We start from the raw sequence: 15619 nt of genomic DNA, 5'->3' as shown, positions 1-15619 counted from the left end.
CTTCGATTCTGCCGTGTATGTAAGCCCTTGTGAATTCTAAAGCCTGCTATTTTCAGAAATAAAACCTTAGTGGATTATGAAATATACATTAAAAAGCATTTTGGAGAGACACCACCTAAGTGATGAGGCATCTTCAATTATTGAAAAAGAAAACCTCTTACCTTTAGGCTTATTAAACCGTTTACATTCCAATTATCCCAAAAGTTCTGGAATTATGGAATCCTCCGAACGCATGTTTGATACGAAAGATCATTATTCTGGGTTAAAGGGGTTTAGAGAAATCATTGAGGTTCTCAATAAACATGGCATTAATATTGGTTTTATTCAAGAGCGAGAGCTTTTCATTCTTGTTTATCGTTTTTTGGCAACCAAGTTTGTCTTGAATGCCATAAACTGGCAAAATTTTGAAAATGATTCTCTTTTTCAACTCGTATTTCCTCAGCCTGGGATGATACACCCACATACAGTACAAGTATATAATGAGGCTAAATCTGAAGAGGCTAGACAAACATTAATAAAAGATTATATCCGAAAAAACACAAACCCACACGATGGCAAACAACAATTAAACAAACCCTGGTTCGAAAATGAAGAGGGTGAATTAGTCATTCTTGAAGGCAGTCAGCACAAATACCCACAATGCCAGCTTATTTTTGATCAAACAACACAATCTTGTTTTTCCTTCTGTACCTACTGTTTTCGTCATGCCCAGGTAAGAGGTGACGAAGATATGTTTAATCAGCTTGATATAAAACCCGTACATGATTACTTAAAAAAACATAAAGAAGTAACTGATATGCTACTTACCGGTGGCGATGCTGGCTACATGCCCTATGAAAGGCTCAGAGATTATGCGCTGCCTTTAATCGAAGATTCGGAGCTTATTCATATTAAAAGCTTACGAATTGGATCCAGAGCCTTAAGCTATCAGCCTGAAATGTTTTTAACAAAGGATTACAATAGAATTCTGGAGCTATTCAAAACCTTAACTGACCATGGAGTGCAGGTTGTATGGATGTCACACTTTTCGACACCCCGAGAAGTTTTAAATCCAGCAACCATTGCTGCAATACGCAGACTACGCTTATATGGAGCTGTAGTAAAAAGTCAAAGTCCAATGATGAATCATATTAGTTTATTTACCGATGATAATGACAAAGTGGACATTGACCGCTCTGCTCAAAACTGGATTGACCTTGGAAATGTATTTGCCATGTTATCAGTGGGTTTCCATTCTATCTACTGTGCCCGACCAACAGGCGAGCACCACTATTTTACGGTTCCTCTATCTGAAATAAATAAAGTGTTCAGTAAAGTCTACCGTTCGTTACCATCTATCAATCGCCCTTCACGCTACATTACAATGACATCGTCAGCAGGCAAAACTTCCATTCTTGGTACTGTTGAGATTAATGGACAAAAAGCCTTTGCCTTAAAATTCAACGAATCGAGAAATATGAAATGGATGGATCAGGTGTTTTTGACTAAATACGATGAATATGAAAATACCGTTGAAAATCTCATCCCCTTTGAAGGAGAAAAACATTTTTATGAAGATGAGCTGATACAAATAGAAAACGACAAACTGGAAGCTCTACTAAAAAGGATGAAAGAATAATGACTATTAAAGCCATAGATGATGATAAATAAAATTGTACAATCAACAGCTGAAGCAGTCGCAGATATATTTGACGGAGCCGTAATCATGATTAGCGGATTTGGTAATGCAGGCAGCCCTATTGAGCTCATCCACGCACTTATTGATCAGGGAGCTAAAGATCTTACGATTGTGAGCAACAATACTGGAAGTGGTGAGGTTGGACTTGCTGCGCTAATCGCACATAAACGAGTTAAGAAGATGATTTGTTCTTTCCCAAGAACCGCGAATTCAACAGTATTCCCCGACTTATATACTAAAGGAGAAATCGAATTGGAACTCGTGCCTCAAGGAACATTAGCCGAACGAATAAGAGCTGGAGGTGCTGGTATACCCGCCTTTTACACGCCAACTTCGGTCAATACCCCATTGGCAGAAGGGAAGGAAAGTCGAACTTTTGAGAGCACTAGCTGTGTGATGGAATATGGTATTAAAGCTGATTTTTCTTTGATAAAATGCGAAGCAGCTGATCGGTATGGCAATTTAATATATAATAAGACAGCACGAAACTTTGGTCCTATCATGTGTACGGCTGCTGAAATAACAATTGTTCAAACAAAAAAAACAGTAAAACTGGGCGATATAGATCCTGAATGTGTTGTTACTCCGGGCATCTTTGTAAAAAGGATTGTGGAAGTCAATCATCCAGCTGATGAAGCAAAACTTGTATCAGAAAACAGGAGGTATCCATGGAGTTAGAAAATAACAAAAAAGGTTGGAACAGGAACGAGATGGCCCAAAAGGTGGCTTTAGATATTCCTGATGGCGCTTATGTCAATCTTGGCATAGGTCTGCCCGAATTGGTTGCCGACTTTGTACCTGAAGGCAGAGAAGTGATATATCATACCGAAAATGGACTACTGGGGATGGGCCCCGTGCCCGAACCAGGGCAAGAGGATCCAGAACTCATAAATGCGGGAAAAAAGAAGATAACAACGATAAAAGGCGCCTGTTTTTTTCATCATGCCGATAGTTTTACAATGATTAGAGGCAAACATATCGACATCTGTGTACTTGGGACCTTACAGGTTTCTGAATCTGGAGATCTGGCAAACTGGTCTACCGGCAAGCCTGGTTCAGTCCCCGCAGTAGGTGGGGCGATGGATTTGGTTTCTGGTGTAAAAACCATATTGGTGATTACAAACCATTGTTCAAAAGATGGGAAACCAAAAATAGTTAAAAATTGCACCTACCCACTAACAGGTAAAGCTGTTGTTGATAGCATTTATACCGATTTGGCAATAATTGATGTCCGCAACAATAGCCTTTTTGTTAGAGAACTTGCACCAGGAATAAGTTTCGATTATTTACAAGCGAATACAGAAGCAAAACTAAATATGTCCAAATAAACACAGCATTCAGCCTAACTCAATTTATTACGACTATGAATACTGATCATAGAATTTCGAGAAATCAGAAAAGAACCAGCGAAGAAATTTACAAGCAAGCTTGTAAAATAATACCAGGTGGGGTTAGTCGAAACACTATTTTCCATCAACCCTACCCGCATTATATCAGTCATGCCAATGGCTGTTATGCCACTGATATAAATGGCATTCAAAGACTGGATTTTGGAAACAATATGGCTGCCTTGATACACGGACATGCACATCCTGATATCGTAGATGCAGTTATCGAACAAATCCGAAAAGGAACCGCATTCACCATGGCTACTGAAGCTGAAGTACTTTATGCTCAATTGCTGTGCGACAGGGTTCCAAGTTTTGATAAAATCCGTTTTGTAAATTCAGGAACAGAAGCCGTAATGGCCATGATAAAAACCGCACGAGCCTTTACAGGGAGACCTAAAATAGCCAAAGCCGAAGGTGCCTATCACGGCACTTATGATTTTGCTGAGGTCAGCCAAACGGCTAATCCAACAAACTGGGGTGATATCAACCAGCCTAATTCTGTCCCTGTAGCAAATGGGACACCACAATCTGTCTTGAATGATGTTATCATATTTCCATACAATGATATTGAACGTACATTGGCAATCTTAGATCAAAACGCCAGCGAAATAGCCTGTGTTATAATTGATCCTGTACCTCACCGTATTGGACTGATGAAAGGGCAACCTGAATATATTGAGGCCATTTATGAATGGACCCGAAAAAATGGAGCCCTACTCACTTTTGACGAAGTCGTATCATTTCGTGTTGATTATGGTGGTGCTCAGCAAAATTATTCTGTAAAGCCTGACCTAACAGCTTTGGGAAAGATCATTGGTGGCGGGTTTCCCGTCGGGGCCTTTACCGGACGTTCTGATATCATGAAAGTACTGGATCCGAGGGAAAATCAGCTTCTATTTCCACATTCCGGAACATTTTCGGCAAATCCTGTAACCATGATCGCAGGTCGTATTACCATGGAGATGTTTGAAAAAGACGCTATTTTGAAGCTCAATATCTTAACAAAAAAAGCCATTGACCAAATAAAAGAAGCCATAAAAATTGCTGATGTTCCCATTTCAATCACTGGAACTGGATCGATGTTTCGATTACATTTAAAATCAAATGCTCCGAAAAACTATCGTGAAGCATATCAAACCACGGACACACGACTATTAATCAATGAAATGCTGGATTATCTTTTCTTAGATGAAAAAATAATGATGATAAATACTCTTACCTGTATGTTTTCAACAGTGATGACTCAAAAAGAAATTGATATGTTATCTCAGGCTCTTTTAAATATGTTTAAACGTTTTAAATCACAATTACATTCATTAGATAAATAAACTAGAAAACGCTATGACAGATGTCTATATTTGCGATGCTGTAAGAACTCCCGTAGGTAAATACGCTGGTTGTCTATCGTCTTTACGTACCGACGATCTTGCAGCAATCCCCTTGAAGGCTTTAATGGAACGTAACCAAAATATCAACTGGTCTGATATTGATGATGTTCTTATGGGCTGTGCCAATCAGGCAGGAGAAGATAATCGAAATGTAGCCCGCATGGCTCTATTACTTGCTGGCTATCCGGAAACGGTATCAGGAGCCACTATTAATCGCTTGTGTGGTTCCGGTATGGACGCCATAGGAACAGCTGCCAGAGCCATAAGGACTGGAGAAGCTGAACTGATCATTGCTGGTGGTGTGGAAAGCATGTCACGCGCCCCATTTGTTATGGATAAAGCTCCAAATGCTTTCTCCCGATCGCAAAAATTTTACGATACCACCTTGGGCTGGCGATTTGTAAATCCGGCATTGGATAAAGAATACGGAACAGAATCGATGATAGAAACAGCCGAAAATATTGCAACTGATTTTAATATTAGCCGGGAAGATCAGGACAAATTTGCACAATGGAGCCAGGAAAAAGCGCATGCTGCTCAATACAAAGGTTTTCTAGCTGATGAAATAATCCCAGTACTTATTCCACAATCTAAAGGCGATTCTTTAAAAGTGGATAAAGACGAACACCCACGATTAAGCTCTCTGGAAAAATTAGCTACATTAAAAACGCTGATTAGCGAAAATGGAAGCATTACAGCCGGAAATGCCTCGGGTGTGAACGACGGCGCAGCAGCTTTAATTATTGCATCAGAAAAGGCGGTGAAGAAATATGGATTAAGAGCCAAGGCTAAAATACTAGGTATGAAAACTGCGGGTGTTCCTCCACGAATTATGGGAATAGGCCCCGTGCCAGCGACCAATAGTCTATTAAAACATTTGGGTTTGGAGCTAGCTGAAATGGATATTATTGAACTTAACGAAGCTTTCTCCGCTCAAGCACTTGCCTGTATTCGTGAGCTTGGACTTACTGATCATGATCGCCGGATCAACCCAATGGGCGGAGCCATAGCATTGGGGCACCCACTGGGAATGAGCGGAGCCAGAATTGTGATATCGGCCCTCTATCAGCTTCAGCGATCGAACTCAAAAAGAGCCCTCTGTACCATGTGCATAGGCGTTGGTCAGGGGATTGCTATGGTTCTCGAAAAGGTGTAAGAGACTAATCGTTCAGTCCAACAAAACACATATCACCACAAAAACACAATAAACTAAGGAGTTATGACTAAAATAAACATCGCAAATACCGAATCTGATTACAAAATAATCGCTGATTTGTCCATAATCATTTGGAAGGAGCATTACACAGATATTATTGGTTCCCGTCAAGTTGATTATATGCTTAAAAAATATCAATCGGTAGAAGCCATAAAAGATCAGATTGAAGAAGGGGCCTTATATTACCTAATTACACACCAAGGTTCCACAGTGGGGTATCTCTCCTATTACAAAAAAACGGACTGCTTGTTCTTAAGCAAGATTTATATTTTAAAAGAATTTAGAGGCAAAGGTATCGGTAAAAAAACCATGCACTATCTTGAAACGACAGCAGAACATCTGGGATATAAATCCTTATCGCTAACCGTCAATAAAAACAATACAGAAACAATTAAAGCCTACGTAAAAATGGGATTTAGGCAGGTAAGAGATATTGTGATAGATATTGGTAATAATTTTATAATGGACGATTATATAATGGAAAAAGAACTTTAAGTCAAATCTCAATCTGCTGTTGTATACAAATTCTGGAAATCTGTATTTTATAAAAAAAAATAATCTCCATGATAAATCATGGAGATTATTGGTGTATTAAAAAGAGATTAGAAACAAGTCTCTAGTTTCCTTTATAAACTAAAGTCAGTTATACTAAAAAGATTATAGGCCTGTAATTTTCTCTTCAGATTTATTATCATCTTTTTCCTTTAACTTTTCTGAATTATCAGATGTTTTTCTGTCAATTAATTTATGATAAGGATCTATAGCAACACTATGCGGCTTTTTATCGACAACAAAGGTGAATGAATTTTCCTTGGCAGTAATATGAACTTTCTTAAATAGAATTTCCTGCTCCTCTTTATTTTCATCTTCAACAAAAATGGCAAGATCAATCCAGTCATTCATATCAACATACTGTTTATCCTCTTTTTTGTTATCATTATTAAAAGATATTTTAACAGCCCCCTCAGCACTTTCTACCTCAGTAGTATCGTCTTTCACAGTTTTAATAACTCTGTATTTCTCAGCTTCAACTATAAAATTGACTCTATATTTGCCATCCTCAGTTTTGCTAACATAGGCACTGTCTACTTTATTATCAAATAGTGTTATGGTCTCTAACATATCTGTAATCACATAGTCCAGTGAATCCGGCATATGACGTTTCATCAACTCAACAAACTCAAGCGAAGTGGTGTATGGAGGTTCCTGAAAAGCAACATCAGACACGTACTCACTTAGTGCTTTGTTTAGATTATCCTCACCCATATAATCCGATATAGCATACATGGCTACAGCACCTTTGTTGTAATGAATGTATTGCTGATTCTCATTATACATAAGAGGTTGCTCTTTAACCCGCTCTGTTCCTCTTCCTTTTAAATAGCCGTTAAGCTCCTCTTTCATGAACTTTCGGATTTTTGTCTTTGGATATTTCTGCTCCAACACCTTAATTGCCGAATATTCAGATAAACTCTCCGACATTAAAGTCGCACCCTGAACATTGGCTCCAATAACCTGATGTGCCCACCACTGATGCGCCATTTCGTGTGCTGTTACATGGTACGCATAATTGACAGCACCTTTGTCTGATTTATCTTCCTTGGCAATAAAACCAATCGCTTCGGAAAAAGGGATGGTATTTGGAAAGGATTGTGCAAAAGTTCCCATGGTACGTGGAAATTCAATAATACGAACTTGTCGGTGTTGATAAGGACTATAATTATCGCCATAATATTTAAGTGATGCTTTTAGAGCATCAGCCATATCGACAATATTATAATCGTGTCCTTTATGGTAATAAATCTCTATATCAACCCCCTCATACTTATCGGTATAAACTTCGAATCTTGCCGATACCCACGAATAAAAGTTAAGAATTGGTGAATCCATTTTATAATGGAAATACGCTCTATCACCTTCTATCCATTTCTTCTGTAAATACCCTGGTGCAATAGCAATTTGATCAGCAGCTGTGCTTACTGTTGTTTCAAAATTAACCCAGTCGGCACATTCCGAAATATAAGTGTTCCCAAGAGATGTTGTATCAGTTGGTGGCGCCATACGATCACGCTTTGGAAGATTATACGTCTTACGTACCGTATTATCCACCATTTCTCCTGATCGTGAATAACCAATACTAGGAAGTCCTCCACTATTAAAAAAGGTACCGTTGGCCAATACAGGCGAAGTGTATCTTAAGAAATGATTCGTTCTATTTCTCATCGTAAAGCTTAATCTCAAAGAATCGCCAGGCATAAGCGGTTTATCAAGCTTGTAGATATTATACTGGAAAACCGTATCCTTGCTAACTAAATCAGTAGGACGAGAAAACGCAAGAGTGGTGTTCTTATAAGTATAGTTAATATGAACAGAATCTATGGCCTCATTTGTTTTGTTCTTAACAATATAGCTCCCATTAACTTTTAAGTCGTTGGTCTCAGGATACAAATCTACATCAACCTTAACATCGACAATTCGGGGTTGAGCAATATTGTAGTACTTAGAATATTTAGTCTCCCACTCTACTTGATCAAGCTCACTTTGTTTAGCAGTTTTATGTTCATTCTTGATATTATCGAACCAATAAATGTATCCGCCAACTGCAATAAAACCAACAACACAAATAGTAAGTGAAATGTACAATGTACGAGTCAAATTCTCTTTCGCCCTACGGAAACGAATCTTAACTGTTTCGCGAACGCCACGACGCCATATGGCCAAACCAGCAATTAACAATACCAATGAAAAAAGCAACCAATACAATCGGTAAAACATATAGGCAGGAATATTGCTACCATATCCGTTCATATCAGAATACGCAAAACCAGGTCCATCATTAAATACAAATATTCGTTGTTCTATACCCAGCTTTGAAAGAAAAGGACTAACAATCATAAGTATAAACAGAACAAAGAATCCTATATAGAAATTTGACAGAAGCGACTGCACAAATAAGGAAAATGCAGCCCAAACAATATAGATAGGCAGCATGAGTATAAACAGCTCCATTAAATAATGCAAAGGTTCAATTTCATAATAACCTTCCGAAATCTGAATGATAATACATGTAAACATCACAACCGCCAACAAAAGTATCTGCACTTTTATTAAGGCTATAAATTTAGATAAGTATGGTACCCAGTTAGGCGTATGAGTTGCATCGACCAATTCGAACATTTTTGCACGACGCTCACGCTGAACGAGCATACCAGAGTATAAAAAGGTAATCAACAAAATAAATAACTTGAACATTGAGCTTGGGATCAGCAACATTTTCCAGGTTGTAGGATAAGTTGTTGTACCAAAAAGGCTCATTGTAGTTGTATGCCCAATAACCATAAATACAATTCCAACAGCCACAAGCGTTATAAAGGGGACCGACTTAATAATGAACTTAAAGTTCATGACTGAGATATTCCACATCAATCTTATATTCCAACTATGGCTATTGTCGATCGTTACTTTAGGGAGGTTTATATCTCTTAAATTGTTGAAGTTGTCTTTGACTACAACAGCACTTTTTTTAGAGAACCAACGGAAGGACAAAGCATTTTGAGTGAACTGAAACTTATAATAAGTCACAGCAAATATAAGTGCCGAAACTGCAAACCATATTAATCGGTTGATTAAAACCAAGCCACCCATTGGCAATAAGTTTGTGTTGCGCTCGGCAACATTCCAATATTCTGTTGCATGCGAAATTGCCGATGTTCCAAATGGATCGAGTAATGCCGCCAGAGTCTTACTCTCAAGCTCTCCCATTAAATTCTGCGACATGCCCTGTACAAAAAACAGGATGATCATCGTAATAAAACCAGCACCAAGGTTTCGTGTAAATGTGATCACAGCAAAAACCAGAGCACCAAAAAGAAGAATATTGGGTAAAATAATTAACCCGTATATCTGCAAAAAGGCAAGGGGGCGGAATTCTCCCAGCATTTCAGGATTGACGCCTGGCAATAAGGGAGCAATAACAAAACCTAAGCCAAACACCATAAAAATTGCCAGTGTAATAAGAACTGAGCTGAAAAATTTTGCAAAAATATATTCCGATTTTTTAAAGGGATATGAATAAAGAATGGAGTGCATCTCGGAGCTAAAATCACGATTTACTGATCCCCCAACTATAGATGGCAGAAGAAAATAGCCCAATAATATGATCCCAAAGCTATTAAACAATGCAATTGGTGAATTAGCAAAACGCACCGATGCTGTGGTCGCTGTATTGCTGTCGAACACGCCAATATTACCAGCCATTATCAATGTTGATATAACAAGTAACACGGCTGCATAAATGTATGTAGCCGGGTTCTTAAGCCAGTATTTTAATTCGAATTTAAACAGTGTATTAAATTTACCCATGATTAGTTTACATTTTTTAGTGTAACAAAGTAAACATCTTCCAAATCGGCCTCTTTGGGAATGAAAAACTCGTCTGGCTGAGTCTCTGAGTAAACGTTAATATTCATACTATTATCGTCGTTGAATTTACTAGAAAGAATCTCAAAATTGTCTTTGTGTTCATTAAGCGCACTTCTCTCAATTCGCTTGGTCCACATTTTACCCTTTATTTGCTCAACAGCCTCACGAGGTGTTTGATGAGTCAGGATAGCACCACCATTCATAATCGCCATGTCGGTACAAAGCTCTTTAACATCCTCAACAATATGAGTAGAGAAAATGACAATGTGATTGGTTCCAATCTCGCGCAATACATTAAGAAAGCGACTTCGTTCTGCAGGATCTAATCCAGCAGTTGGTTCATCAACAATAATAAGTCTTGGGTTATTAAGTAAAAGCTGAGCAATACCGAAACGTTGTTTCATTCCGCCAGAATAACCAGCAACATTTTTCTTACGGGCTTCAGTCAAGTTAGTCTGTTCGAGTACTGCCTCAACAATCTCTTTTCGTTCTTGCTTATTCGAAATCCCCTTTAATTCGGCAAAATGCATCAACAAGTCTTCTGCTGACATTTTTGGATAAACGCCAAATGATTGAGGCAAATAACCTAGCGAATTGCGAAGCGTCATTTTATCCTCCATAATGTTAACGCCATCAAATTCAATACTTCCTGAATCACCTTCCTGAAGGGTAGCTATGGTACGCATAAGCGTCGACTTACCAGCCCCATTGGGTCCCAATAGGCCAAACATGCCAGCTCCAATTTTTATATTTACATTGTTTAAAGCCTTAACACCATTGCTATAGGTCTTTGTAAGATTCTCGATAATTAATTCCATTTATTTTATATTTAGGGTTATTCCTTAATTAAAACACCTAAACTCACATCCAAATTTAACTGGTTTACATCCAGGTTTCACTTGCACTTTCATGAGTAAAGATTAGTTCCTAAACAAACCTATACAATATAAACTAATATTAATACTGTCAAGTTTGTCAACTTAGACAATTTCGACAAAGGCCTTGTTCTTACAATTGAATATGTGTTATTGCACTTTAAAATTGAGTGGTCTCGTATATGGTACTCCATCATTTTCCACCATCAACCGATCATCATAATTACATGAGAACTTAAATATTTTCTAATTTTGGCTCGTAACTCATATTGAGATTGTGCTTATTAAGGATAAAATCGTGAACTTTGCACAAGTTAAGAACGCACAAACAATATTTTTAAAATAGAACAGATGAAAAAATACAGATATAAACATCAAAATGAAGAAGAGACAAAGGCTTATATCAAAAAAAATAAGCTAGATGCTCAAAAAAGTGATTCTGGTTTATATTACGTAGTATCCAAGGAGGGTGAAGGGAAAAAGCCAAGTCCTGATTCGAATGTAACCATTGCTTACATGGGCTATTTGACCAATGGAGATACCTTCGATCAAAACGAAAGGTTTGAAGTTAATCTTTCAGAGGTTGTTGCTGGCTGGACAGAAGGTATTCAATATTTTAAAGAAGGTGGTGAAGGCATCCTACTGATCCCTTCTCATTTGGCATATGGGAATGATGACTATGGCAACATCCCTGGCGGATCGGTTCTTATCTTCGATATTCAACTCATTAAAGTTGATTAGTAAATTAGATTTATTCACTAGAGCCTAAAAAAAGACCTAACAGATTTAACATCTGTTAGGTCTAAATATATTATCTTAAGTCTATTGATGAAGACTTACATGCGTTTCATCATAGCTTCAATTTCTCTAACCTGAGCTGATAGATGTTTTTGCTTATCTAACTTTTTTGCTTCTGTTAAGTAGTGTCTGGCAAGCGTCTTATTTCTCTGAGCCAAAGCAATACCAGAAAGGTTTAATTTTGCAACTGCCTGATCGGTTTTAACCCTAAGACCAATTTTAAGTGCTTTCTTGAAAGCCTTATCAGCCTTGGAATTATTTTGTTTCTGTGATTCGATCAATCCAGAAAGATAGTAGTGATAAGCTTCCTGACCTTTAATCATTCTTTCAGGATGTTTCACTCGTCCTAATATATTTGCAGCTTTTTCAAACTTATTTTTTCTTACAAAATAAAAGGCCAACAAATTCATTATATTCTTAAAGTGGAATAAAATGAATAAACCTGAAACTAAAAGCGACCAAATGCCTAATGACACCATTCCTTCAACAAAAAGGAAGATAGATCCTAAAAATAAAATTCCGGCGATAATCAACCGAAGGTATTTTCTTATCATGATAGATTTGTTTAATATTTAATACTACAAAACAAACCATTTTTTGATATAAACTAGCATGATAGGCCTGTATTTTTTCTATTTATTTATCGGTAATTTCAAGGAGCAGCCATGCAAAGAAGCATAAGCTCTCTGTATCAGCTTCTATACATCTCACTTGCCATAACACAACATTGGAGATCAAAATTAAAAAAACTTCACATCTTACTAAACGATATATTGTGGATATAAAATGACTGGCCTGAAAATATTGAACAGATGGAAAGCCCTGATTTAATTCATAAAACAGGGCTTATTGATTATTCCATTAAGTGTCCTTAGTTCCTATTGTTGATACTCCGAAATCTTAAAAGATTTCTGTAGGTCGTCCTGAAGCTTTGAAATTTCGCTCAATATGGTTTTTAAGGTCTGCTGATCTATATCAGTTAAGTTCTTCAACAAAACAGAATTATCGGGCCAATCGTTATCAAGAAGTAAATCAACCTGACATTTAATACGTAAATGCATTAAGAAATTGTAAATCTTCTCAATCTCCTCTCCCGTCTTCTCGGGAATCACATTATGAGCCATCAGTTGATTCAATCGCAATAAACTGTTGGTTTCGGGAATCGCATGATAAAGGGCGTGAATTCTCAAATAACCAATAATGGGCTGTAGAAACTGCTTAAGATCGACCTTTTTCTTTTCAATGCTAGGTTTCTTTCGAATCACCGTTTTAGCCAGTTGATTAAAGAAAGTAGTATTCCCATCTAAAGTAGCGTATACATGATCAAACAACTGGTTGACCAATCGGTCATTTCCATAAATTAAACGCAGATCGAAGAAGATGGAACTATCCAAAACATTGGACATATCAGGATTATTAATCCAATTTGAAAAATAATCTTTCCAGACATCAAGAGCATTACACCATTCCGGATTTCCAGCCATCAAATCACCTTTACATCTGGAATAACCAATCGCGTGAAGGTTTTCATTTACGATTTCTGATAAACGTAAAAAGTAAGCCTTATTCTCTTCCGTATGATCTTCAAAAATAATGGCATTATCCTGATCAGCTTTTAAAGTCTGCTCTCCACGCCCTTCACTACCCATAGCCACAAAAGCAAATTCACATGGGGCCTCTCCCACTTCTTTCAAAGCCATTTCAATTATTCTTGTGTTGATCGCATCGGCTATGGAGGTGATAATGCGCGAAACACTATTGATATTATCGGTACTGGTAAAAACAGCCTGAATTAACAGGGGCACCTTATTGTAGATTCTTTTCAGGTCGCTGATAACGAAACAGGCATTAATCTCACGAATTAAATAACTTAAGGAATTGCGTTGCATTTCCAAACATTGCTGATTACTAATATTGCCAATAATACTTCCGTAGTTGTTTTCAACCAGTAAATGCGTGATGTCTTCTTGCTCAAACAGCAAAACAGCTTCATACAAAAGCGCGTCCTGCTTTATGGTTTTTACGGGTGAGGTCATTACGGCATAAATGGGCTTATCAGCAGCCTCATCTTTGGCCAAAACACGGCTCCTCAAATCGGTATCTGTTACCACTCCAATGATATCCTCCTTTTCCTTCACACAAATTAGCTTGGATCTATTATCAGTCATTATTCTGGCAACCTCATTAACCGTATTGCTTAGGTTACAGATCACATTTTTATTGATTAAATTGAGAACAGGCTGATTCATAAGCTGCAAGGACAATTGAATATCATCGGAAAGTTTTTGAGCATCCAAACGTAAGCGTTTGTTCTCTGTTACATTTCTAACGACAAGAATATAGCCGATTTGGCCCGAATGGGTAATCTGAGTCAGAGAAATGATCACATTGTGCATGCCAGCTCTTGCGTCAATCAATTCTGTTTCGAGCGTATAAGACTTATTGGGATTCTCAATTGTTGCAACCAATGCCTCCCAAGTCATTTTAAACAAACTTGAAAAATCGGCACCTATAATCTCATCACCCTCATTATTTAATAGTTTAAGGAATTTCTCGTTTGCAAAGGCGACCTTTTTGTTTACAAGCATAAGGGTGCCTTCGGTCGAGGCATCTACCAGGCTCTTATATTTTTGTATGGATGATCTTAATTTCTTCTCTGCTTGAACTCGTTTCTCCTCAAGAATTTTGGTTTGTCGTAATACATAAATCAAAATAAGAACAATCAGTAAAATGATAACAAAAGATACTTTTAATAAAAACTTTTTTAATTGTTGAATTTCAAGCTTAACATCCTCCAGATAAATCCCTGTACCTATAACCCAATTCCAATCTTCAAAACCTTTTACATACGAGAGTTTGGGTACAACCTTAGAGGCATCATCTTTCCACTGCCAGTAATATTGAATAATTCCTTCTCCCTTTTCATTCACCAATTGGGCAGCATCTACAAAAAGTTTATTTTCATGATTATCGGCATAGTTGGACAGATCACTTCCATTTAAATCAGGTCTGTAGGGATGCATAATCATTTTAGGACTTGAGGTGATGATCCAAAAGTAATCCTTCTGTTCATTCCCATACCGCATCGTCCCAATTTGTTCTGCAGCTCTTTGCTGAGCTTCCTCCAGAGATAATATCCCTTTTTTGTAAGCATCATTATTTTCTGACAAAACACTCCAAGCCGTATTTGTCAGCTCCTGAATCATCTCCTTTTTACGATCCATCATACTATCCTCGAACAAAGGAATAATAATCACATAAAATGATACGATAAACATGCTGATAGCGAGTAGTGTCGGTGCGACTATGCTATAAATAAACTTATTGCCTTTTAAATCATTCATACTAAGACATATATTACAGATAATAATTTGAACTTGAAGATAAGATGTTTATTATGGATTCACATCAATGATGATGGGTTGATTTGCGTATTCGTATAAAAAATTAAGATTGCTGGAATTCACATAAGTAATACCATCATTTTCAATCACGCCATAACTTTCGTGTATGTGACCAAAGATATGATATTGTGGGTTCACCTCTTTAACTCGTGCTGTTAAATGTGGACAACCACAGGATTCTGCTCTCCTATTTTTATCTAATATATTTTGTGGTGGCACATGGGTAATTAAAATATCGGTATCATTAGGAATCTCGTTCCAATGTTTACAAATACTTTTTTCACTACGATTAAAGGCCCAATTATGAAACCAGGGCTGAACCGGCGATCCCCAAATTTTCAAACCTTCAATCACAACACCAGAATCATTCAAATAAATCACCCCTTCAGGCATCAGCTTTTTTATTTCTTTCGAAGTGGCTTGCTCTAAAAAGAAATCATGGTTACC

Annotated in this window: 12 protein-coding genes; 7 read left to right on the top strand and 5 right to left on the bottom strand. The window is 37.4% G+C overall.

Features of this window, described 5'->3' with window-relative positions:
• Positions 1 to 76: 76 nt before the first annotated feature.
• The 6 genes from ABY905_RS01435 to ABY905_RS01410 all read left to right on the top strand — a co-directional run bounded on the left by ABY905_RS01435 (position 77) and on the right by ABY905_RS01410 (position 6168).
• Positions 77 to 1618: a hypothetical protein gene (locus ABY905_RS01435; RefSeq protein WP_372639674.1), complete on the top strand. Its 1542-nt coding sequence runs from the start codon at positions 77 to 79 to the stop codon at positions 1616 to 1618.
• Positions 1619 to 1639: 21 nt separating this feature from the next.
• The gene (locus tag ABY905_RS01430; protein ID WP_372639672.1) at positions 1640 to 2356 is read left to right on the top strand and encodes a 3-oxoacid CoA-transferase subunit A; all 717 of its coding nucleotides are present in this window, start codon (positions 1640 to 1642) and stop codon (positions 2354 to 2356) included.
• Positions 2347 to 3006 (top strand): 3-oxoacid CoA-transferase subunit B, encoded by a 660-nt coding sequence (locus ABY905_RS01425; RefSeq protein ID WP_372639670.1) that lies wholly within the window; start codon positions 2347 to 2349, stop codon positions 3004 to 3006. Before ABY905_RS01430 ends, ABY905_RS01425 begins: the two co-directional genes overlap by 10 nt.
• Before the next feature lie 35 nt (positions 3007 to 3041).
• On the top strand, positions 3042 to 4397 hold the full coding sequence (locus ABY905_RS01420; RefSeq protein ID WP_372639668.1) for an aspartate aminotransferase family protein: 1356 nt from the start codon (positions 3042 to 3044) through the stop codon (positions 4395 to 4397).
• 13 nt (positions 4398 to 4410) lie between these two features.
• Positions 4411 to 5613 (top strand): 3-oxoadipyl-CoA thiolase, encoded by a 1203-nt coding sequence (pcaF, locus tag ABY905_RS01415; RefSeq protein ID WP_372639666.1) that lies wholly within the window; start codon positions 4411 to 4413, stop codon positions 5611 to 5613.
• 63 nt (positions 5614 to 5676) lie between these two features.
• Positions 5677 to 6168 carry a GNAT family N-acetyltransferase gene (locus ABY905_RS01410; RefSeq protein WP_372639664.1) on the top strand — a complete coding sequence of 164 codons (492 nt, stop codon included), beginning with the start codon at positions 5677 to 5679 and terminating at the stop codon, positions 6166 to 6168.
• Positions 6169 to 6330: 162 nt separating this feature from the next.
• Here the strand turns inward: ABY905_RS01410 and ABY905_RS01405 are convergent, their stop codons facing one another.
• Both ABY905_RS01405 and ABY905_RS01400 read right to left on the bottom strand, forming a co-directional pair.
• Positions 6331 to 10035, bottom strand: a complete 3705-nt coding sequence (locus tag ABY905_RS01405) for a M1 family aminopeptidase (protein WP_372639662.1) — start codon at positions 10033 to 10035, stop codon at positions 6331 to 6333.
• A gap of 2 nt (positions 10036 to 10037) precedes the next feature.
• Positions 10038 to 10913: an ABC transporter ATP-binding protein gene (locus tag ABY905_RS01400; protein ID WP_372639660.1), complete on the bottom strand. Its 876-nt coding sequence runs from the start codon at positions 10911 to 10913 to the stop codon at positions 10038 to 10040.
• 408 nt (positions 10914 to 11321) lie between these two features.
• Here ABY905_RS01400 and ABY905_RS01395 point away from each other — a divergent pair, with 408 nt between their 5' ends.
• Positions 11322 to 11711, top strand: a complete 390-nt coding sequence (locus ABY905_RS01395; RefSeq protein ID WP_372639658.1) for an FKBP-type peptidyl-prolyl cis-trans isomerase — start codon at positions 11322 to 11324, stop codon at positions 11709 to 11711.
• Between the two features lie 95 nt (positions 11712 to 11806).
• Here the strand turns inward: ABY905_RS01395 and ABY905_RS01390 are convergent, their stop codons facing one another.
• The 3 genes from ABY905_RS01390 to ABY905_RS01380 form a co-directional block, all read right to left on the bottom strand.
• On the bottom strand, positions 11807 to 12322 hold the full coding sequence (locus tag ABY905_RS01390) for a hypothetical protein (protein ID WP_372639656.1): 516 nt from the start codon (positions 12320 to 12322) through the stop codon (positions 11807 to 11809).
• A 324-nt stretch (positions 12323 to 12646) separates the two neighbouring features.
• Entirely contained in the window at positions 12647 to 15112 is a 2466-nt protein-coding gene (locus ABY905_RS01385; RefSeq protein WP_372639654.1) for a DUF294 nucleotidyltransferase-like domain-containing protein, read from the bottom strand.
• Between the two features lie 51 nt (positions 15113 to 15163).
• A partial coding sequence (locus tag ABY905_RS01380; RefSeq protein ID WP_372639652.1) for a metallophosphoesterase occupies positions 15164 to 15619 on the bottom strand: 456 nt, incomplete at its 5' end.

Source organism: Ancylomarina sp., from assembly GCF_041555295.1.
Lineage (GTDB): Bacteria > Bacteroidota > Bacteroidia > Bacteroidales > Marinifilaceae > Ancylomarina.
This window is presented reverse-complemented; position numbering and strand designations above follow the sequence as displayed.

What these genes read in the sequence shown, in the direction of transcription:
- ABY905_RS01435 (WP_372639674.1), top strand. Translation starts at nt 77, where the DNA reads ATGAAATATACATTAAAAAGCATTTTGGAGAGACACCACCTAAGTGAT.
- ABY905_RS01430 (WP_372639672.1), top strand. Translation starts at nt 1,640, where the DNA reads ATGATAAATAAAATTGTACAATCAACAGCTGAAGCAGTCGCAGATATA.
- ABY905_RS01425 (WP_372639670.1), top strand. Translation starts at nt 2,347, where the DNA reads ATGGAGTTAGAAAATAACAAAAAAGGTTGGAACAGGAACGAGATGGCC.
- ABY905_RS01420 (WP_372639668.1), top strand. Translation starts at nt 3,042, where the DNA reads ATGAATACTGATCATAGAATTTCGAGAAATCAGAAAAGAACCAGCGAA.
- pcaF (WP_372639666.1), top strand. Translation starts at nt 4,411, where the DNA reads ATGACAGATGTCTATATTTGCGATGCTGTAAGAACTCCCGTAGGTAAA.
- ABY905_RS01410 (WP_372639664.1), top strand. Translation starts at nt 5,677, where the DNA reads ATGACTAAAATAAACATCGCAAATACCGAATCTGATTACAAAATAATC.
- ABY905_RS01405 (WP_372639662.1), bottom strand. Translation starts at nt 10,035, where the DNA reads ATGGGTAAATTTAATACACTGTTTAAATTCGAATTAAAATACTGGCTT.
- ABY905_RS01400 (WP_372639660.1), bottom strand. Translation starts at nt 10,913, where the DNA reads ATGGAATTAATTATCGAGAATCTTACAAAGACCTATAGCAATGGTGTT.
- ABY905_RS01395 (WP_372639658.1), top strand. Translation starts at nt 11,322, where the DNA reads ATGAAAAAATACAGATATAAACATCAAAATGAAGAAGAGACAAAGGCT.
- ABY905_RS01390 (WP_372639656.1), bottom strand. Translation starts at nt 12,322, where the DNA reads ATGATAAGAAAATACCTTCGGTTGATTATCGCCGGAATTTTATTTTTA.
- ABY905_RS01385 (WP_372639654.1), bottom strand. Translation starts at nt 15,112, where the DNA reads ATGAATGATTTAAAAGGCAATAAGTTTATTTATAGCATAGTCGCACCG.